We start from the raw sequence: 20669 nt of genomic DNA on the forward strand, positions 1-20669 counted from the left end.
AAGGAGCAAGCTCCTCTCATCCGCTCGACTTGCATGTGTTAGGCCTGCCGCCAGCGTTCAATCTGAGCCATGATCAAACTCTTCAGTTCAAACATCTTTGGGTTTTTAAGAAACCCTAAACTTGGCTCAGCAATCGTTGGTTACATCTTTGATTTCTCGCGGAGTAACTTGTGATGCTGATAATCTTGTTGACTATCAGTCTGACTCCACAAGCACCCACACGAATTGCTTGATTCAGTTGTTAAAGAGCGGTTGGTTAAGATCTTTCGTCTCAACCGAGGCGCGCATTCTACAGCAGCCTCATTTGCTGTCAAGTGATTATTTTCAGAAGCTTTCGAAGAATTCTTCAACAACTTCAACCACTTGCGCTTCAGATCTCTCGTCAGCGGGAGGCGAATTCTACAGCGTTACACGCTGCTGTCAACACCTCTTTTTCAACTTCCTTTTGGCTTCGATAAACTGAAGCAACCTGCCGTCGAAAACTGCGCAACTCATTGAATCTCAAGGAGTTTTCCGTTTCGACTGCGCCGGAAGTGGGGCGAATTATAGACATCTAGAATTCGCCGTCAACCCCTATTTGCAGCTTTACTTGGATTTCAGCGTAATCCGTGCAAATGCCTTCTTGCCCGCCTGGCAAACGTGAGTCGCGCCCAGTACATATATAAAGGAGCGATCAACCACCTCACCATCAACACGCACACCACCGGACGCCAACAGGTCGCGCGCCGCTGCAGAGTTCTTCACCAGACCTGCCTTATTAAGAACAGCGGCGATCGGCATGTCTTCAGCAGAAGTCAGCTCGATCTCTGGCAGGTCATCCGGCAGCTCGCCATCCTTCATGCGATTGCCCGCCGCGCGATGAGCATTGGCCGCAGCCTCTTCACCGTGGAAGCGCGCAACGATTTCTTCAGCCAGCTTGATTTTGACGTCACGCGGATTGGCGCCTGCTTCTACATCAGCACGCAGCGCATTGATCTCGTCCATCGAGCGGAAGCTAAGCAACTCGAAGTAACGCCACATCAATGCATCCGGGATCGAAACCAGTTTGCTGTACATGACGCCCGGCGCTTCCTGAATACCGACGTAGTTGCCCAACGACTTGGACATCTTCTTCACGCCATCCAGACCTTCAAGCAGCGGCATGGTCAGAATGCATTGAGCTTCCTGACCGTAACCACGCTGAAGCTCGCGCCCCATCAGCAAGTTGAACTTCTGATCGGTGCCGCCCAACTCAACGTCCGCACGCAAGGCCACCGAGTCGTAACCCTGAACCAGCGGATAGAGGAACTCGTGAATAGCGATCGGTTGATTGGTGGTGTAGCGCTTGTCGAAGTCATCGCGCTCAAGCATGCGAGCAACGGTGTACTGCGAAGTCAAACGAATGAAGTCCGCCGGCCCCATCTGATCCATCCAGGTGGAGTTGAAAGCAACTTCGGTTTTCGCTGGATCGAGAATCTTGAACACCTGAGTCTTATAAGTCTCGGCGTTTTCCAGGACTTGCTCACGGGTCAACGGTGGGCGCGTGGCGCTCTTGCCGCTCGGATCACCGATCATCCCGGTGAAGTCACCTATAAGGAAGATCACCTGATGCCCCAGTTCCTGGAACTGGCGCAGCTTGTTAATAAGCACCGTGTGACCCAAATGCAGATCCGGAGCGGTCGGATCGAAACCAGCCTTGATACGCAGCGGTTGGCCGCGCTTGAGCTTCTCGATCAGCTCGGACTCGACCAATAGTTCTTCCGCACCACGTTTAATCAGCGCTAGCTGCTCTTCAACCGACTTCATAACAGACCCGCAAGGCTCAGATTCAAAGGGAACCAACCATACAAGATCGTGCACCAATTACAAGTTTTGCCCGGCGCACGGACACCAATCCACAAACGCGCTGTCTGTAGACTTGCTTAAGAGATGATTTGGTTATATTTTATACAGTTATTTCATCTTCATCATGTCATTCATCTTTTCCAATTCATCATATTTCAAAGTCAAAACTACTTATGACCACAGAACCGTCTAAAGCGCCTCCGCTTTACCCGAAGACCCACCTGCTCGCTGCAAGTGGAATCGCTGCCCTTCTCAGTCTGGCGCTCCTGGTATTCCCTTCCAGTGATGTTGAAGCCAAAAAGACGACCCTGAGTCTTGAACTGGAAAGTCCTGCTGAACAACTGACACAAGATCAAGACGCTGCTGACGCCGCCCAAGCCACAAATGAGCCTGTCAGCTCGCCATTTGCACAAATCGAAAACACTGACGAAAACGCACCGCAAACCGCTGAAACCGAGCCGGCACCTGCCCCGGCTGCAGAGAAAGCCAAGGCTGCCAGCCATCGCGAAGTGGTCGTCGCCAAGGGCGATACGCTGTCCACTTTGTTTGAAAAGGTCGGTCTGCCCGCCGCTTCCGTTCACGAAGTATTGGCCAGCGATAAACAAGCCAAACAGTTCAGCCAACTTAAGCACGGCCAGAAGCTCGAATTCGAATTGAACCCGGAAGGCCAACTGACCAGCCTGCACAGCAAGGTCAGCGACGTCGAAACCATTACCCTGACCAAGAATGACAAGGGTTATGCCTTCAATCGGGTTACCGCTAAACCCACCGTACGCACCGCTTACGTACACGGCGTGATCAACAGCTCGCTGTCCCAGTCCGCCGCCCGCGCTGGCCTCTCGCACAGCATGACCATGGACATGGCCAGCGTGTTTGGTTACGACGTCGACTTCGCTCAGGACATCCGGCAGGGCGATGAATTCGACGTGATCTATGAGCAAAAAGTGGTCAACGGCAAAGCCGTTGGCACTGGCCCGATCCTCTCTGCACGCTTTACCAACCGCGGCAAGACTTACACCGCCGTGCGTTACACCAACAAACAAGGCAACAGCAGCTACTACACCGCTGACGGCAACAGCATGCGCAAGGCGTTCATCCGTACGCCGGTGGACTTCGCCCGCATCAGCTCGAAGTTCTCCATGGGCCGCAAGCACCCGATCCTCAACAAGATCCGCGCCCACAAAGGCGTCGACTACGCAGCACCACGCGGCACGCCTATCAAGGCTGCCGGCGACGGTAAAGTACTGCTGGCCGGCCGCCGCGGCGGTTACGGCAACACCGTGATCATCCAGCACGGCAACACTTACCGTACCCTTTACGGCCACATGCAAGGCTTTGCTAAGGGCGTGAAAACCGGCGGTACCGTCAAGCAGGGCCAGGTCATCGGCTACATCGGCACTACAGGCCTGTCTACCGGCCCGCACTTGCACTATGAGTTCCAGGTCAACGGCGTCCACGTCGATCCGCTGGGCCAGAAGCTGCCAATGGCTGACCCGATCGCCAAAGCCGAGCGCGCTCGCTTCCTCGCGCAGAGCCAACCGCTGATGGCGCGCATGGATCAAGAGAAGGCCACCATGCTGGCTTCGAGCAAGCGTTAAGCCATGGCCCTTTATATCGGTGTGATGTCCGGAACCAGCCTCGACGGTCTGGACATTGCTCTGATTGAGCAGACCTCGGCGATCAAACTGATCGCCACGCACTACATTCCCATGCCTGAATCCCTGCGCGCCGAGCTGCTTGGCTTGTGCGCCAGCGGCCCCGACGAAATCGCCCGTTCGGCGATTGCCCAGCAACACTGGGTGAAGCTCGCCGCGCAGGGTATTCATACTCTCCTCGATCAGCAGCAACTCAAACCCGAAGCCATTCGTGCGATCGGCAGCCACGGCCAGACCATTCGCCACGAACCGGCGCGCGGCTTCACGGTGCAGATCGGCAACCCTGCCCTGCTCACCGAATTGACTGGCATTACCGTGGTCAGCGACTTCCGCAGCCGCGATGTCGCCGCCGGCGGCCAAGGTGCGCCGCTGGTTCCGGCCTTCCATGAAGCTTTGTTCGAAGAGCGTACCGGTAACCAGGCAGTCTTGAATGTCGGCGGTTTCAGCAATCTGAGTCTGATAGAGCCGACCAAGCCTGTAGCCGGTTTCGACTGTGGCCCTGGGAATGTTCTGATGGACGCCTGGATTCAGCAGCAGCGCGGTGAAAACTACGACCGTAATGGCGACTGGGCGAGATCAGGGGCTGTTGAGCCAACCCTGTTGCAGGCGCTGCTCAGCGATCCATTCTTCGTCACCAAAGGCCCGAAAAGCACCGGCCGCGAAGTGTTCAACCTGCCTTGGCTGGAGCAACACTTGTCACGGTTGCCAGCCTTCGCTGCGGAAAACGTGCAGGCCACGCTGCTTGAACTGACGGCGCTGACCATCATCGAGTCGCTGCAAAGCGCTCAGTCCGACACCCAAGAGTTGCTGGTCTGCGGCGGCGGCGCGCATAACGCCACATTGATGAAGCGCTTGGCCGCCCTGCTGCCTAATGCAACCGTAGCCAGCACTGCCACTCACGGCGTCGATCCGGACTGGGTTGAAGCCATGGCGTTCGCCTGGCTCGCTCATTGCTGCCTCGAAGGCATGGCCGCCAACCGCCCGAGCGTCACCGGCGCGCGCGGTCTTCGCGTCTTGGGCGCCATCTACCCGGCCTGATCAAACCGCACACAGCAAAACGCCGCAGAACCGAAAGGCTCTGCGGCGTTTTGTTATCTGAAACGAAGAGGCGTCAGATCGAGAACGAAGAGCCGCAACCACAGGTCGTGGTGGCGTTCGGGTTCTTGATCACGAAGCGCGAACCTTCCAGACCTTCCTGGTAATCCACTTCAGCACCGGCCAGGTACTGGAAGCTCATCGGATCAACCACCAGACTCACGCCTTCGCGCTCGACGATGGTGTCGTCCTCGGCCACGTCTTCATCGAAGGTGAAACCGTATTGAAACCCTGAACAACCGCCGCCCGTAACGAATACGCGCAGCTTCAAGCGATCATTCCCCTCTTCATCGACCAGGCTCTTCACCTTGTGCGCGGCACCGTGGGTGAATTGCAAAGCCGTGGGGGTGAAGGATTCGACGCTCATGCTGACTATCTCCCGGCGTTACGCCGCCATAATGCGTGATGACGCGCATTATCCGCTTCTCCTAGAAAATCGGTCAACTATTAGAGGAGCAGCGGCAAGATTCAAGCTGCGAGCTTCAGGCTTGCGGCTCTCAACTTGAAGCTTGTAGCTGCTCTTATGGCAGCATACCGGCATGAGACAGGCCGAAGCGCTCGTCCAGACCGAACAGGATGTTCATATTCTGCACCGCTTGGCCCGACGCGCCTTTGACCAGGTTGTCGATCACCGACAACACCACCACCAGATCGCCATCCTGTGGACGGTGCACCGCGATGCGGCAGACATTGGCGCCACGCACGCTGCGGGTTTCCGGATGACTACCGGCTGGCATCACGTCGACGAACGGTTCGTTAGCATAACGCTTTTCGAACAGAGCCTGCAGATCCACCGAACGATCAACCACGGTCGCGTAGAGCGTGGAATGAATGCCACGAATCATCGGCGTCAGGTGCGGAACGAAGGTCAGCCCCACGTCCTTGCCCGCTGCGCGACGCAGACCCTGGCGAATTTCCGGCAGGTGACGGTGACCTTTTACCGCGTAGGCCTTCATGCTTTCCGACGTCTCGGAGTACAACGAGCCTACAGCCGCACCGCGACCGGCGCCGCTGACACCGGATTTGCAGTCGGCGATTAGCATCGATGTGTTGGCCAAACCAGCTTCAAGCAAAGGCAGGAAACCCAGCTGCGTCGCGGTCGGATAGCAACCCGGCACCGCGATCAGACGAGCTTTCTTGATCTGTTCGCGATTGACTTCCGGCAGACCGTAAACCGCTTCGTCTAGCAGTTCAGGCGCGCCGTGCGGCTGGCCGTACCACTTGGCCCACTCTTCCGCGTCTTGCAGACGGAAGTCCGCCGACAGGTCGATGACCTTGGTGCCCGCTGCCAGCAGTTCGCCCGCCAGTGCGTGAGCCACACCGTGCGGCGTGGCGAAGAACACCACGTCGCAAGCGCCGAGGGTTTTGATGTCCGGCACGCTGAAGGCCAGGCCGTCGTAGTGACCGCGCAGGTTCGGGTACATATCAGCCACGGCCAGACCGGCCTCGGATCGGGAAGTGATCACAACCACTTCTGCCTGCGGATGCTGTGCCAACAGACGCAGCAATTCGACACCGGTGTAACCCGTGCCGCCGACGATACCGACCTTGACCATAACCTGCCCTCAAAGAACCCACTGGAAAGCCGTCGATAATAGGGGCCGCGCGGCCCTGCGACAACCGTCAAGGTGACGTGCGGACGCTCAAGCCTCTACTATCCCGGGTACCGTGAACCTGGAATAACTAAAAATGCTCTATTTATGGATAAAAGCTTTTCACATTGTCAGCGTCGTTTGCTGGTTTGCCGGACTGTTCTACTTGCCGCGACTGTTCGTGTATCACGCGCAAAGCGAAGACACGATCAGCAAAGAACGCTTCAGCGTCATGGAGCGCAAGTTGTACCGCGGCATCATGGGCCCGGCGATGATTGCCACGCTGATCTTCGGCGGCTGGCTGATCTACCTCAATCCGAGCATCTTCAGCATGGGCGGCTGGATTCACGCCAAACTGACTCTGGTCGTTTTGCTGATCGGCTACCACCACATGTGCGGCGCGCAGGTAAAACGTTTTGCCCGTGGCGAAAACACCCGCAGCCATGTCTTTTATCGCTGGTTCAATGAAGTGCCGGTTCTGATATTGCTGGCTATTGTAATTCTGGTCGTGGTCAAGCCGTTCTAACTTCAACAAGAACAGATCTTTGGGGTATTCATCATGTCGCTGCCCGCTTTGCTCGAACAACGTCTGCGTCTGCCCGTAGTGGCGGCGCCGATGTTTCTGATTTCCAACCCTGAGTTGGTGCTCGCCTGCTGCCGTAATGGCGTAGTCGGCAGTTTCCCCGCGTTGAACCAACGCGAAAGCAGCGGCTTCAAAGCGTGGCTGGAACAGATCGAAGCGGGCCTTGCGACACTGGAGAACCCCGCGCCCTACGCAGTGAACCTGATCGTGCACAACAGCAATCCGCGCTTGCAGGCGGATCTGAACATCTGCGTCGAACACAGAGTACCGATCGTCATCACCAGCCTCGGCGCGGTGAAAGAGTTGGTCGACGCGGTACACAGTTATGGTGGCCTGGTCTTCCATGACGTCACCACGCGCCGGCACGCCGAGAAAGCGGCCGAGGCCGGGGTCGATGGTTTGATCGCGGTCGCCGCCGGCGCCGGGGGCCATGCCGGCACCTGGAGTCCGTTTGCGCTGATCGCCGAGATCCGTGAGTTCTTCGACAAGACGCTATTGCTTGCAGGATGTTTGAACCACGGCCATGAGATTCTCGCCGCACAGCTGCTCGGCGCGGATTTGGCCTACTTCGGTACGCGATTTATCGGTACCACTGAAAGTCATGCGCCTGACGCTTACAAGCAGATGCTCCTGACAGCCAAGGCAGCGGACATCATTCATACTCCAGCGGTGTCAGGGGTTCCCGCCAGTTTCATGCGCCAGAGCCTGCAAGCCGCCGGTTTCGATATGGCCTCGCTGCAAGGCAAGGGCGAAGTGAATTTTGGCGACAAGCTCAAGCCGATCAATGACGAGGCCAAGGCCTGGAAGACCGTATGGTCTGCCGGTCAAGGTGTCGGGCAGATCGATGACCTGCCGAGTGTCGATCAGTTGATCGCACGACTCGACGCCGAGTATCGTCAGGCGCAGGAGCGCGCTGCACAGCTACCGCTACGCTGGCCTCGTCAATAAAAACAGGCCAGTCGCCCGTTGACTGGCCTTACACTGCTGACCTCAATCATTCGCGACAAGGATGCCTCGGCCATGAGCGACCCCCGTTACAAGATCGTTTTCGACGGTGCTCTACAGCCCGGTGTCGATATCACGACCGCCAAACTCAATCTGGCGAATCTATTCAAAAGCGATGTGGCCGCCATTGAGCGCCTCTTCAATGGCAGCGTCGTCGCCCTCAAACGTGATCTTTCCCACAGCGATGCGCAGACGTACCTGCAAGCGCTGAACAAAACCGGGATTGATGCGCGCATTGAAAATGAAACCGCTATCGAGCTGAACCTCAATGACGTCCACGAGCATGCTCCCGCCGTGGCCGAACCTGATTCCCCTTATGCACCGCCGCGTGCCAGCGTCGGCGAAAGCCTGCCGGCCTTCGCAACGCTCAAGCCGTTTGGGGTCGAAGGCCGGATCGGTCGTCTGCGTTTTCTCGCCTGGACAATGGTGCTCGGCCTGGTGACGCTACCGATCGTAGGTGTGTTCGCACTGATCGCCTTGGGGCTGGTCAGCGGCGAATCGACCACTGGCTTGATCATCGGCGGGATTCTCGCCTTCTTTTTGTTCCTCGGCTTTTTCATCGTCAGCATTCTGTTCAGCGTTCAACGCCTGCACGATATCGGCTGGTCGGGCTGGCTCTGGTTGCTCAACCTGGTGCCGGTGGTGGGCAGTTTCTTCCCGCTGGTGATCATGGTCGTGCCGGGCAATACCGGCGCCAACCGCTACGGCCCGCCGCCGCCACCGAACAGCACAGCGGTCAAAGTGCTGTGCTCGTTGTGGATCGTGTTCTTCGCGCTGATCTTTGTCGGTGGGATATTCGGCGGTTTCTCGGCCGTTCAGGACGAATATGAAAGCAATCTGGAAAGCAGCTACCAAAGCGGTTCAGTGACCACCGATGAAATCGACGTCGAGGTCGAACCCGCAGCGAATTCCGCCGACGAGGCAGCCGAACCGGCGCAGGCCCCTGTAGACTCTGCGAAAGAATGAACAGCGCTCCCCGCCGTGACACCCGCGTCGCCGGCGCGGAGCTGTTGCGATGGAGAATTGCATGACCCGTTACGCTCTGATCACCGGCGCCTCCAGCGGCATCGGCCTGGCCATGGCCGAAGCTCTGGCCCGGCGCGGCCGCAGCCTGATTCTGGTGGCTCGACAGCGTGATCAGCTGGAAAGCATTGCGATCGAATTGACCCAGCGCTTCGGCGTCGAAGTGTTGTTCCGTGCCTGCGATCTCGGTGAGCCGTTGCGCTTGTCCGGTTTTCTGCTGGAACTGGAAGAAGGCGATCGGCAGATTGATCTGCTGGTGAACTGTGCGGGTATCGGCACTTGCGGCCCGTTCCTCGCGCAGGACTGGATGACCGAGCAGGATCTGATCGAGGTGAACATCCTCGCCCTCACCCGCCTTTGCCATGCGATCGGTAACAGCATGGCACTGCAAGGTGGCGGGCAGATTCTCAACGTCGCTTCGGTGGCGGCGTTCAATCCCGGCCCGTGGATGAGCACTTACTTCGCCAGCAAGGCTTATGTGCTGCACTTTTCCGAAGCGCTGCGGGTCGAGCTGAAAAAGTGCGCGGTCAAGGTCTCGGTGCTCTGCCCCGGCCCGACGCGTACTGCCTTCTTCCGTACCGCACAGCTGAACACGGAAAAGCTCAACGCCAGCAACGTGCTGATGAGCCCAGAGGAAGTCGCGCTGTACACCGTGCGCGCCCTCGACAAGAACCGCGCGATCATCATTCCGGGGCGCCGCAACCGCTGGTTCGCGTTCCTGCCGCGACTGGGTTCGCGCTGGCTTAACCGCACGATTGTCGGCATGGTTAACAAAGCTTACTGCCCGCGCTGAAGCAGCATTATTCAACGCGGTACACTCGATTCAGCCCTAACAACGGAGAAAACAGCAGTGGATACTCTGTTCACCAAGATCATCAACCGGGAAATCCCGGCCAAGATCATTTACGAGGACGACCAAGTTCTGGCCTTCCACGACATCGCCCCTCAGGCGCCGGTGCATTTTCTGGTGATCCCGAAGAAACCGGTGCGTACCCTCAATGACCTGACCGAAGATGACAAGGCTTTGGCCGGGCACATCCTGTTCACTGCGCAGCGTCTGGCACTGGAACTCGGTTGCGAGGACGGCTTCCGCGTGGTGATGAACTGCAATGAAAAAGGTGGCCAGACGGTTTACCACATTCATATGCATGTACTTGGCCAGCGCCAGATGAACTGGCCGCCGGGCTAAGATTCACCGACCAGGCCTGCGGTTTGTCACCTGTAGGAGCTGCCGAAGGCTGCGATCTTTTGATCTTCGAGGTAGCAAAACATGATCAAAAGATCGCAGCCTTCAGCAGCTCCTACATAAAGCCCCCCAGTACATCCAGCACATAAAGCGCATCCCGCGTGGCTGATGACCCAGCGCAAACCTTCCCCGGCCGATTCGGTTAAACTGGCCGCCGAGATTCTTCCCGGAGGTCAGCATGACTACCCAACGTCACTACTCGCCGATTGACCGTCTTCTGCTGCAAGCCGATGCCGCGATGCGTACCCTGCTGCCCTCCAGTGGCCAGCCGTACCGTCCGTCGCCAGCGATCTTGCAGCCGGACACGCAGATGAGCGACGAAGACACCCGCCACGTCGCCGGTCTGATGCGCATCAACCACACCGGTGAAGTCTGCGCCCAGGCGTTGTATCAAGGGCAAGCGTTGACCGCCAAGTTGCCGCAAGTGCGCGCAGCCATGGAGCACGCGGCTGAAGAAGAGATTGATCATCTGGTCTGGTGCGAACAACGCATTCACCAGTTGGGCAGCCATACCAGTGTGCTCAATCCGCTGTTTTACGGGATGTCGTTCGGGATTGGTGCGGTGGCCGGGTTGATCAGCGACAAAGTGAGTCTGGGCTTTGTGGCGGCGACCGAGCACCAAGTGTGTAAACACTTGAATGAACATCTGGAGCAATTGCCGGCGGAGGACGAGAAGTCCCGGGCGATTCTGGAGCAGATGCGTATTGATGAAGAGCATCATGCGGAGAGTGCGCTGGAGGCTGGAGGGTTTCGTTTTCCGGCGCCGGTGAAGTTCGGGATGAGTATTTTGGCTAAGGTGATGACCAAGAGTACTTATCGGATTTGAGAGATGTATTGCTATATAGGGCCCCTTCGCGAGCAGGCTCGCTCCTACAGGGGGCTTTGTTTCAGTAATAAAAAAGGCGACTGTCCTGAGACAGTCGCCTTTTTTTGTGTGCGGGAATCTTAGGTCGGCATGTTGCGCGCGTAGAAGATTTCCAGCATTTCGTGTTTCACCCGGTCGGTCACCTGAGCACGCTGCTCGGAGGACAGGCTACTGGTCGCGTCGCCGAACAGGTAGTTATCCAGTTCGAAGTTCTTCAGCAGCATTTTGGTGTGGAACAGGTTTTCCTGGTACACGTTCACGTCGGTCATCTGGTACGCGTCGCGAGTGTCTTCGGAGAGGTAGTTCTGGATCGAGTTGATCTCGTGGTCGATGAAGTGCTTGTTGCCTTCAACGTCACGGGTGAAGCCGCGCACACGATAATCCACAGTCACGATGTCCGAATCGAACTGGTGAATGAGGAAATTGAGCGCTTTCAGCGGTGAGATGACACCACACGTCGACACGTCGATGTCCACACGGAACGTGGCAATACCGTCGTCCGGATGAATTTCCGGATAGGTGTGCACCGTGATGTGGCTCTTGTCGAGGTGGGCCAGGATAATTTCGGGCAACGGGCCCGGCGATTCTTCGATCTGGCTGTCGGTCGGGGTGACCGGCTCTTCAGAAATCAGAATCGTGACGCTGGCGCCCTGGGGTTCATAGTCCTGACTCGCGATGTTCAGGATGTTGGCACCAATGATATCGACAACTTCCGTGAGGATCTGCGTCAGACGTTTCGCGTTGTACTCTTTATTGATGTACTCGACGTACGCCTGCTGGTCTTGCGGGGTTTCCGCGTAGCAGATGTCATAGATGTTGAAGCTCAAGGTCTTTGTCAGGTTATTGAACCCGTGGAGCTTGAGTTTGCTTTTCACCGTTAAAAACTCTCTATGTATGCGGCGCAGCCGCGTGATCAAGCATGCCCGTCAAGTGCGAACAACGCACCTGCGTAGGACGGTTAACACCTCTTCGCGATGGCGATTTTGGTTATCTGTTCAGGCGGATGATCCGTCGGTTGACCGATCACTGCCCTGAAAAAAGTGGCGCATTATGCAGACGTCAGCGGGGGATCGCCAGAGTCTGCACTGCTTTTATGATAGTTGAATGTCGCTTCAACCGAGTTCGACGATTTCGTAATCGTGGGTGATGGCCACGCCAGCGGCGCCGAGCATGATCGAGGCCGAGCAATATTTCTCGGCGGACAGCTCGATCGCGCGTTTGACCTGGGCTTCTTTCAAGCCACGGCCCTTGACCACGAAATGCATGTGAATCTTGGTGAACACTTTCGGATCTTCGGTCGCGCGTTCGGCTTCAAGAAAGGCTTCGCAGCTTTCCACGGCCTGACGCGACTTCTTCAGAATGCTGACCACGTCGAAATTGCTGCAACCGCCCACACCGAGCAGGAGCATTTCCATCGGACGAACACCCAGGTTACGACCACCGGCGTCCGGCGGACCGTCCATCACCACGACATGACCGCTGCCGGATTCGCCGAGGAACATGGCTTCGCCAGCCCATTGGATGCGTGCCTTCATCGCCAAGACTCCACTGTAGAAAAAAGGGTAGCCAGCTTAGCACGGGCATTGTGCCGCCAGCGCGCGTCGTTCCTAGGACGGATGCGTCTACGACGTAGGTAATTTCTCGAATTTGCGACGAAGTGTCTGTTAAGCTGGCGCCAATTCGCTGGCGCCCATGCCAGCTGTGCAGCGACCGCCTTCAGCGCCTCATAAAAAAACCAAACATCACCGTGCAGTCTTTTCGGGATACAACCATGGTTGCTATTACCCCCACACCCAAAATCAAGAACCTCGACAAGCTGCTGATGCATTGTCAGCGCCGTCGTCACGCGGCCAAGAGCAACATCATCTGCGCCGGCGACCGTTCCGATACGTTGTATTTCATCATCAAGGGTTCGGTGACGATCCTGATCGAGGATGACGACGGCCGCGAAATGATCATTGCCTACCTTAACGCCGGGGATTTCTTCGGTGAGTTGGGCCTGTTCGAGCAAGCCGGTCAGGAACAGGAACGCAGCGCCTGGGTGCGCGCCAAGGTTGAATGCGAGATCGCGGAAATCAGCTACACCAAGTTCCGCGAATTGTCGCAGCAGGATCCGGACATTCTTTACGTCCTCAGCGGACAAATCGCACAGCGCTTGCGCAACACCACACGCAAAGTCGGCGATCTGGCGTTCTTTGATGTGACCGGTCGCGTAGCGCGTTGCCTGCTGGAGTTGTGCAAACAGCCAGACGCAATGACCCACCCGGACGGCATGCAGATCAAAGTGACGCGTCAGGAAATCGGAAGGATTGTCGGTTGTTCACGGGAGATGGTCGGTCGCGTGCTCAAGGATCTTGAGGAACGCAACCTGGTCGATGTGAAAGGCAAAACCATGGTGGTTTTCGGTACGCGCTAAACGTACATCTGCGCCAGCATCAGACGAAACAGCTCATCGAGACGCGCCAAGGCCTGTGGCGCGTTGAATTTTTCATGCAAAGCGATGTGGCTTTGCGCCCTCACCCGCTGCTCCAGGCCGCACGCTTCATTGAAGCGATTGACCGCTGCAACCATCGATTCGCGCTCGTCATCCATCAGCATCGCCCCGTGCACCAGACCGACCGGGCGCTGTCCGCCCTGACTCTGGCGCCAGCGCTGGGCGGTGCCGACCATTTTGCGACCGTCGAGATTGACGTTGAAGCGGCCGTCGCAGAATGCGCCGTCGATTTCGCCCAAAGAAGACGTGCCACCCAACTCATCGAGCAACTGACAGATCGGATCGCAGAGACGGTGGTAGCCGGTTTCGATGCGGTTCAGATCGCCTTCGCTGCGCGGTGGTGCGTAAACCAACGCGATGTTGATGGTGGCGGCGGATTGCGGGACGGGTTCGCCGCCGGTTTCACGCAGCAGGACGGGCCAGCCGGCGGCGGCGGAGACTTCGCAGGCGTGGTCGAACGCGGGCAGGCGATTGAGGCGGCGTGGCATGACCAACGCGCGATCGCTGGGTTGCCAGAAGAGAAGGCCGAATTCGGAGTCGCCGGCGCAGACCGAGGCCAGCAAGTCTTGCTCGGCCTGGAGGCCGGCTTCGATGGTCAGGGGGGTTGGCAGCGACATAACAGGCTCCGGCAACATAAGAATCTTCAGCGGTTTCGATGGCCCCTTCGCGAGCAGGCTCACTCCTACAAGGGGAACGCATTCCAAGTGTAGGAGTGAGCCTGCTCGCGATGGCGTCGACTCGGTCTGAAAGAATATCAGTCGAGGGTCGAACCGCTGATCGAGGTGCCACGCTCCGGGAAGAACAGGCGCTGCAGTTCAGTGCCCGGGTTTTCCGCGCGCATGAACGCTTCGCCGACCAGGAACGAATACACGTCGCTGATTTCCATCAGCTCGACATCGGCACGGTTGAGGATTCCGCTCTCGGTGATCACCAACCGGTCGCGCGGAATACGCGGCAACAGGTCGAGCGTCACTTCGAGGCTGACGTCGAAGGTGTGCAGGTTACGGTTGTTGACCCCGACCAGCGGCGTGTCGAGGGTTTTCAACGCGCGCTCCAGCTCATCGCCGTCGTGCACTTCAACCAACACATCGAGACCGACGCTTTTGGCGACAGCGGCCAGCTCGGCCATTTTCACGTCATCCAGGGCGGAGACGATCAACAGCACGCAGTCGGCGCCCAACGCGCGGGCTTCGACGATCTGGTACGGATCGATCATGAAGTCCTTGCGGATCACCGGCAGACTGCACGCGGCACGCGCCTGTTGCAGATAAGCATCGGCGCCCTGGAAGTAATCGATGTCGGTCAGCACGGACAGACAGGTCGCCCCGCCCTTCTCGTAGCTTTTGGCGATGTCGGCCGGAACAAAATTCTCGCGGATCACGCCTTTGCTCGGTGAAGCCTTTTTGATTTCGGCAATCACCGCTGGCTGCTTTTTCTTCGCTTGCGCCAGCAGCGCGTTGGCGAAACCACGGGGTGCATCGGCCGCCTTGGCCAGACTTTCCAGCTCGCTCAGGCTGACGCGGGCGCTACGCTCGGCAACTTCCTGAACTTTGCGGGCCAGAATGTTTTCCAGAACCGTCGGTACACTCATCCCTCATTCTCCACTCTGAATACCGCGGTAAAGGCACCCAGCTCCTCGAGTTTTTCCCGAGCGAGGCCGGTGTGCAAAGCGTCGTGCGCGAGCTCCACGCCCTGTTTCAAACTGCTCGCCACGTCGGCGGCGTACAGCGCGGCACCGGCGTTGAGCACAATCATTTCGGCGGCTTTCTGGCCGTTCTCGGTTTTGCGCTTGCCGAGGGCATCGCGGATCAGCGCCAGCGACGCTTCCGGGCCGTCGACCGACAGACCGTGCAGGCTCTGGCTCTTCATGCCGAGATCTTCCGGCTCGACCCAATATTCGCTGATTTCGTTGTTCTTCAGCTCGGCGACAAAAGTCGGCGCGGCGAGACTGAACTCGTCCAGACCGTCCTTCGAATGCACCACCAGCACGTGCTTGCTGCCCAGACGCTGCAACACTTCGGCCAATGGCCGGCACAGTGCCTTGTTGAACACGCCCACTACCTGATGCTTAACACCGGCCGGATTCGTAAGCGGGCCGAGCATGTTGAACAACGTACGCAGGCCGAGATCGCGGCGCGGGCCGGCGGCGTACTTCATGGCTTTGTGGTGAGTCTGAGCGAACATGAAACCGATGCCGACGTTGTCGATGCAACGCGCAACCTGCACCGGCGTCAGGTTCAGATAAATGCCGGCGGCTTCGAGCAAGTCGGCGCTACCGCTTTTACCCGAGACCGCGCGGTTGCCGTGTTTGGCCACAGTGCAACCGGCTGCCGCGACGACGAACGAAGAAGCCGTCGACACGTTAAAGATGTTCGCACCGTCACCGCCGGTGCCGACCACATCGACCACGCCGTCGAGGGTTTTCAGTTCGACCTGATCGGCCAGTTCACGCATCACCGACACGGCGCCGACGATCTCGTCGATGCTCTCGCTCTTCATGCGCATGGCCATCATGAACGCGCCGATCTGCGCGTCGCTGCATTGGCCGGTCATGATTTCGCGCATCACATCGCGCATTTCATCGGTGCTGAGATCGAGGTGCTCGACGATACGGCTCAGGGCTGTCTTGATATTCATGGGACGTCCTTAGCGCGTGCCGCCGGTTTGTTTGAGGAAGTTGGCAAACAGTTCATGACCCTGCTCGGTCAGGATCGACTCGGGGTGGAACTGTACGCCCTCAATGTTCAGGGTCTTGTGACGCAGGCCCATGATTTCGTCGACCGAACCGTCGTCGTGTTGCGTCCACGCGGTCAGTTCCAGGCAATCGGGCAAAGTATCGTGCTTGACGATCAGCGAGTGGTAGCGGGTAACCGTCAGCGGATGATTCAGGCCTTGGAAAACGCCCTTGTCCTCGTGGAATACCGGGCTAGTCTTACCGTGCATCACTTGGCGGGCGCGGACTACATCGCCACCAAACGCCTGGCCGATCGATTGGTGGCCAAGGCAGACACCGAGGATCGGCAGTTTGCCAGCGAAGTGCTTGATGGCTTCGATGGAGATGCCGGCTTCGGTCGGGGTGCAAGGGCCTGGGGAGACGACGATGCGCTCGGGTTTCAGCGCTTCGATTTCGGCGACGGTCAATTCGTCGTTGCGCACGACTTTGACCTCGGCACCCAGTTCGCCGAGGTATTGCACAACGTTGTAAGTAAAGGAGTCGTAGTTGTCGATCATCAGCAACATGGCGATTCGAACCTCTTGAATTCTGACTTGGAGACAGCCTTCAGATGACTTGCCCGCAGGGCGCTGCACGATGTCGGACGCGGGTAGACGCGTCGGCACAGCGGCATTTCAAACAGGCAAGGAAGGCAAAGCGATACAGATCCGGCGGGGCCGGCAGAAAAGATTCAGGCGCGCCAACGCCAGCGGGCGTGTGCCTTGATGACTTGATCCAGAAGTTTGCTGGTGATCAACACGGGGAAGGTCTCGTTCATACGTTCCGGCACAGTAACTTAGCTGGGCGGAGCGTGCAATATGGCCGGGGCTTTGGGGGTTAAATCTATAAGAGGGTTCGCGACCGATGGCAAAAGGCCGGAAGTTTTTGGTACTGTCGTTTCGTTCACCTACAACAATAAATAAACGGACTTGCTCATGATCAAACAGACGTTGTTTGTACCGCTGGCTGGATGCTTGCTCGCACTGGCCTGCGCCCAGGCGAATGCCGCCCCCAATCCTTACTCGAATTTCGTGGTGTTTGGCGACAGTCTCAACGACGCGGGCACCTTCCGCGACACCGGCGGCCCTGCCGGCGCTACCCAGCGCTACACCAACCGTACCGGGCCAATCTATCTGGACGGCAGCGGCGAATCCCGTGATCTGAACTCCACGCAATTGCTCGGTGGCCGACTCGGCTTCACCCCGGATCAGACCGCCTCTTCCAGCTCGCAAGTGCGCGTCGAAAACGGTCAGGTCGACGGCAACAACTGGGCGGTCGGCGGTTATCGCACCGACCAGATTCTCGATTCGATCACCACACAATCCGCCACCGGTGAACGCACTCGCACTGGTTATCTGCCCTCGAACGGCTTCCGCGCTGACCCGAATGCGCTGTATTACATTTCCGGCGGCGGTAACGACTTCCTGCAGGGCCGCATCCTCAGCCTGCCGCAAGCCAACGCCGGCGCCGATCGACTGGCTGACAGCGTGCAAGCGCTGCAATCGGCCGGTGCCAAATACGTGATGGTCTGGCTGTTGCCTGACGTCGGCCTGACCCCGGCCATCAACGGCACGCCGCTGCAAGCGTTCAGCAGCCAGCTCGCCGCGCAATTCAACAGCCAGTTGGTCAGCCGTCTGCAAGGCATCAACGCGGAAATCATTCCGCTGAACATTCCTGTATTGCTGTCGGAAGTGTTCGCCGATCCGGGCCGTTTTGGTCTGGCCACTGATCAGAACCTCACCGCGACGTGCTTCAGCGGCAGCGGTTGCCCGGAAAACGCCCGTTACGGCATCAACAGTGCGACGCCAGATCCGACCAAGCTGATCTACAACGACGGCGTGCACCCGACCGAAGCCGGGCAAAAACTGATCTCCGACTATGCCTATTCCCTGCTGGCCGCGCCGTGGGAACTGACACTGCTGCCGGAAATGGCCCACGCCACCGTGCGTGCGCATCAGGATGAACTGCGCAGCCAATGGCAGGCGGATTGGGAAAACTGGCAAGCGGTCGGCCAGTGGCGCGCGATCGTTTCCGCCGGCGGCCAGCATCTGGATGTCGACAGCCAAAGCAGCGGCGCCAGTGCCGACGGCAGCGGTTACAACCTTAACGTCGGCGGCAGCTATCGTCTGAATGACGCGTGGCGTGTCGGTGTGGCGGGTGGTTTCTACCGGCAGAATCTCGAGGCCGGGCATAACGATTCGGACTACAAACTCAACAGCTACATGGCCACCGCATTTGCCCAGTTCCAGCAGAATCGCTGGTGGGCTGACGCGGCGTTGACCGGCGGCAAACTCGACTACGACAACCTCAAGCGCAAGTTTGATCTGGGCGCCAGCGAAGGTGCGGAGAAAGGTGATACCGACGGCAGCCTGTGGGCGTTCAGCACCCGTATCGGTTACGACATCGCCCAGTCGGGCAGCGAATGGCACCTGTCGCCGTTCGTCAGCGCCGATTATGCCAGCGTCGATGTCGATGGTTATTCAGAGAAGAGCAACCGCGCTACAGCGCTGACCTTCGATGATCAGACCCGCGATTCGAAACGTCTGGGTGTCGGTATTCAGGGCAAGTACAACTTCACCCCGCAAACGCAGGTGTTTGGTGAGTATGCGCATGAACGCGAGTACGAGGATGACGTGCAGAAGGTCAATATCGCGCTGAATACCTTGCCGGCGAATGACTTCAAACTTGAGGGTTATACGCCGCAGAGTCATTTGAATCGGTTGAGTCTGGGTGTTAGCCATAAGCTGACGGCGGATCTGGCGTTGCGTGGCGGGTATTCGTTCCGCAAGGATGATGACTTTACCCAGCAGGGTGTGAATGTTGGGGTGGTGTTGGATTTTTAAGCGGTAGATCGAAAGATCGCAGCCTGCGGCAGCTCCTACAGGGGGTTGTTGCAGGGCATGAAAAAAGCGGCGCCCTCACAGGCGCCGCTTTTTTATGCCTGAACACAATCAACTGTAGGAGTGAGCCTGCTCGCGATTGCGGTGGTTCAGTCAACAAATCTGTTGAATGTTAATTCGCTATCGCGAGCAGGCTCACTCCTACAGGGGGTTTTGTGGGGTCAGGTTTGCGGGGTTTGTTCGGCCAGGGCGACGGCGCGGAACATCGCGCGGCGTTTGTTCAGGGTTTCTTCCCATTCCAGGGCCGGCACCGAGTCGGCGACGATGCCGCCGCCGGCCTGCACGTGCAGTTCGCCGTTCTTGATCACTGCGGTGCGGATGGCAATCGCGGTGTCCATGTTGCCGTTCCAGGCGAAGTAACCGACCGCGCCACCGTAAACACCACGCTTGACCGGTTCCAGTTCGTCGATGATTTCCATCGCGCGAATCTTCGGCGCACCGGACAAGGTGCCCGCCGGCAGAATTGCCCGCAACGCGTCCATCGCCGTCAGGCCTTCTTTCAACTGACCGGTGACGTTGGACACAATGTGCATCACGTTGGAATAACGCTCGATAACCATTTTCTCGGTGAGTTTCACCGAACCGATTTCCGAAACGCGCCCCGTATCGTTACGACCCAAATCGATGAGCATCAAATGCTCGGCGATCTCTTTGTCGTCCGACAGCAGGTCTTTTTCCAGCGCCAGATCGGCTTCTTCGGTCGCGCCACGTGGGCGTGTGCCGGCGATCGGGCGCACGGTGATCAGGTTGTCTTCAACGCGCACCAGCACTTCCGGCGAACTGCCGACGACATGGAAGTCGCCAAAGTTGAAGAAGTACATGTACGGCGTCGGGTTGAAGCAGCGCAGCGCGCGGTACAGATCGATTGGCGCAGCCTTGAAGTCGATCGACATGCGCTGCGACGGCACGACCTGCATGCAGTCACCGGCCAGGATGTATTCCTTGATGGTGTCGACGGCTTTTTCGTAATCGTCCTGAGTAAAACTCGAACGGAATACCGGATCAGCCGATTGCTGCTTGCTAAAATCCAGGCCACGGCGCGGGGTGATCGGCTGGCGCAGTTGCTCGAGCAATTCCTGCAAACGTGCCTGACCTTGTTCGAAGGCATCGGCCTGCGCAGGGTCGGCGAGGACGATCGCGTGCATCTTGCCGGCGAGGTTGTCGAACACCACGACGGCGTCGGACACCATCAGCAAAATGTCCGGCACGCCCAGTGGATCCGGGTTCGGGCACTTGCCCAAGCGCTTCTCGACATAACGCACGCAGTCGTAACCGAAGTAACCGACCAGACCACCGTTGAAGCGCGGCAGACCGGCAATGGTCGGCACGTTGTAACGCGCCTTGAAGGATTCGACGAAGGCCAGTGGGTCTTCAACATCGTGGCTTTCGGTCTCGACGCCATCAACGGTGATGCTGACGTGATGGTCGTGAACGCGCATGACCGTGCGGCACGGCAGGCCGATGATCGAGTAACGGCCCCACTTTTCACCGCCCTGCACCGATTCGAGCAGGTAGGAGTTGGGCTGGTCGGCCAGTTTCAGGTAGATCGACAGCGGCGTGTCGAAGTCGGCCAGGGTTTCGCAGGCCAACGGAATGCGGTTGTAGCCGTCAGCGGCCAAGCGCAGGAATTCTTCGCGGATCATAAGGTGCCTCGTGGTGTGAGGTGCTATCAGT

At 58.1% G+C, this 20669-nt stretch carries 20 protein-coding genes and 1 rRNA gene; 10 read left to right on the plus strand and 11 right to left on the minus strand.

Going from position 1 to position 20669, the window contains the following annotated elements; all coding sequences use genetic code 11:
- Positions 1-89, minus strand: a 16S ribosomal RNA gene (locus AD669_RS24360); the annotation flags it as partial.
- Positions 90-585: 496 nt separating this feature from the next.
- Positions 586-1785, minus strand: a complete 1200-nt coding sequence (gene tyrS / locus AD669_RS24365) for a tyrosine--tRNA ligase (RefSeq protein WP_053124337.1) — start codon at positions 1783-1785, stop codon at positions 586-588.
- Positions 1786-1997: 212 nt separating this feature from the next.
- On the opposite strand from tyrS, the gene AD669_RS24370 reads away from it, so the two are divergent.
- Both AD669_RS24370 and AD669_RS24375 read left to right on the plus strand, forming a co-directional pair.
- Positions 1998-3422: a peptidoglycan DD-metalloendopeptidase family protein gene (locus tag AD669_RS24370; protein ID WP_053124339.1), complete on the plus strand. Its 1425-nt coding sequence runs from the start codon at positions 1998-2000 to the stop codon at positions 3420-3422.
- 3 nt (positions 3423-3425) lie between these two features.
- Entirely contained in the window at positions 3426-4517 is a 1092-nt protein-coding gene (locus AD669_RS24375; RefSeq protein ID WP_053124342.1) for an anhydro-N-acetylmuramic acid kinase, read from the plus strand.
- A gap of 73 nt (positions 4518-4590) precedes the next feature.
- Here the strand turns inward: AD669_RS24375 and erpA are convergent, their stop codons facing one another.
- Complete coding sequence (gene erpA / locus AD669_RS24380; RefSeq protein ID WP_008077999.1) at positions 4591-4941, minus strand: iron-sulfur cluster insertion protein ErpA; 351 nt, start codon at positions 4939-4941, stop codon at positions 4591-4593.
- 154 nt (positions 4942-5095) lie between these two features.
- Positions 5096-6130, minus strand: coding sequence for an N-acetyl-gamma-glutamyl-phosphate reductase (gene argC, locus AD669_RS24385; RefSeq protein ID WP_053124345.1), 1035 nt, complete (start codon positions 6128-6130; stop codon positions 5096-5098).
- 133 nt (positions 6131-6263) lie between these two features.
- Between argC and hemJ the strand changes: the two genes are divergently transcribed.
- The 6 genes from hemJ to coq7 all read left to right on the plus strand — a co-directional run bounded on the left by hemJ (position 6264) and on the right by coq7 (position 10849).
- Positions 6264-6692 (plus strand): protoporphyrinogen oxidase HemJ, encoded by a 429-nt coding sequence (gene hemJ / locus AD669_RS24390; RefSeq protein ID WP_053124346.1) that lies wholly within the window; start codon positions 6264-6266, stop codon positions 6690-6692.
- A gap of 33 nt (positions 6693-6725) precedes the next feature.
- Entirely contained in the window at positions 6726-7697 is a 972-nt protein-coding gene (locus AD669_RS24395) for a nitronate monooxygenase family protein (RefSeq protein WP_053124348.1), read from the plus strand.
- Positions 7698-7769: 72 nt separating this feature from the next.
- Entirely contained in the window at positions 7770-8720 is a 951-nt protein-coding gene (locus tag AD669_RS24400) for a DUF805 domain-containing protein (RefSeq protein ID WP_053124349.1), read from the plus strand.
- A 61-nt stretch (positions 8721-8781) separates the two neighbouring features.
- A complete protein-coding gene (locus AD669_RS24405; protein ID WP_053124351.1) occupies positions 8782-9570 on the plus strand; it encodes an SDR family oxidoreductase in 789 nt (262 codons plus the stop codon).
- Between the two features lie 57 nt (positions 9571-9627).
- Complete coding sequence (locus tag AD669_RS24410) at positions 9628-9966, plus strand: histidine triad nucleotide-binding protein (protein WP_053124353.1); 339 nt, start codon at positions 9628-9630, stop codon at positions 9964-9966.
- A 235-nt stretch (positions 9967-10201) separates the two neighbouring features.
- Positions 10202-10849 (plus strand): 2-polyprenyl-3-methyl-6-methoxy-1,4-benzoquinone monooxygenase, encoded by a 648-nt coding sequence (coq7, locus tag AD669_RS24415; RefSeq protein WP_053124355.1) that lies wholly within the window; start codon positions 10202-10204, stop codon positions 10847-10849.
- Positions 10850-10968: 119 nt separating this feature from the next.
- Here coq7 and speD read toward each other — a convergent pair whose 3' ends face one another.
- Positions 10969-11763: an adenosylmethionine decarboxylase gene (speD, locus tag AD669_RS24420; protein WP_053124357.1), complete on the minus strand. Its 795-nt coding sequence runs from the start codon at positions 11761-11763 to the stop codon at positions 10969-10971.
- 237 nt (positions 11764-12000) lie between these two features.
- Positions 12001-12423, minus strand: coding sequence for an OsmC family protein (locus AD669_RS24425; RefSeq protein WP_003228794.1), 423 nt, complete (start codon positions 12421-12423; stop codon positions 12001-12003).
- Between the two features lie 236 nt (positions 12424-12659).
- On the opposite strand from AD669_RS24425, the gene crp reads away from it, so the two are divergent.
- Positions 12660-13304, plus strand: coding sequence for a cAMP-activated global transcriptional regulator CRP (gene crp, locus AD669_RS24430; protein WP_053124359.1), 645 nt, complete (start codon positions 12660-12662; stop codon positions 13302-13304).
- Here the strand turns inward: crp and AD669_RS24435 are convergent.
- The 4 genes from AD669_RS24435 to AD669_RS24450 all read right to left on the minus strand — a co-directional run bounded on the left by AD669_RS24435 (position 13301) and on the right by AD669_RS24450 (position 16622).
- On the minus strand, positions 13301-13999 hold the full coding sequence (locus AD669_RS24435) for a lipoate--protein ligase family protein (RefSeq protein WP_053124362.1): 699 nt from the start codon (positions 13997-13999) through the stop codon (positions 13301-13303). The genes crp and AD669_RS24435 overlap by 4 nt on opposite strands.
- A 137-nt stretch (positions 14000-14136) precedes the next feature.
- Complete coding sequence (gene trpC / locus AD669_RS24440) at positions 14137-14973, minus strand: indole-3-glycerol phosphate synthase TrpC (protein ID WP_053124365.1); 837 nt, start codon at positions 14971-14973, stop codon at positions 14137-14139.
- Positions 14970-16019, minus strand: a complete 1050-nt coding sequence (gene trpD / locus AD669_RS24445; protein WP_053124367.1) for an anthranilate phosphoribosyltransferase — start codon at positions 16017-16019, stop codon at positions 14970-14972. Before trpD ends, trpC begins: the two co-directional genes overlap by 4 nt.
- Before the next feature lie 9 nt (positions 16020-16028).
- Positions 16029-16622: an aminodeoxychorismate/anthranilate synthase component II gene (locus AD669_RS24450; protein ID WP_034155101.1), complete on the minus strand. Its 594-nt coding sequence runs from the start codon at positions 16620-16622 to the stop codon at positions 16029-16031.
- 408 nt (positions 16623-17030) lie between these two features.
- Between AD669_RS24450 and estP the strand changes: the two genes are divergently transcribed.
- On the plus strand, positions 17031-18938 hold the full coding sequence (estP, locus tag AD669_RS24455; protein WP_053124369.1) for an esterase EstP: 1908 nt from the start codon (positions 17031-17033) through the stop codon (positions 18936-18938).
- Between the two features lie 218 nt (positions 18939-19156).
- On the opposite strand, the gene trpE is transcribed toward estP, so the two are convergent.
- Positions 19157-20638 (minus strand): anthranilate synthase component I, encoded by a 1482-nt coding sequence (gene trpE, locus AD669_RS24460; RefSeq protein ID WP_053124370.1) that lies wholly within the window; start codon positions 20636-20638, stop codon positions 19157-19159.
- Between the last annotated feature and the right edge of the window lie 31 nt (positions 20639-20669).

Origin of the sequence: Pseudomonas sp. P1.31 (genome assembly GCF_001269815.1) — a bacterium.
Lineage (GTDB): Bacteria > Pseudomonadota > Gammaproteobacteria > Pseudomonadales > Pseudomonadaceae > Aquipseudomonas > Aquipseudomonas rustica.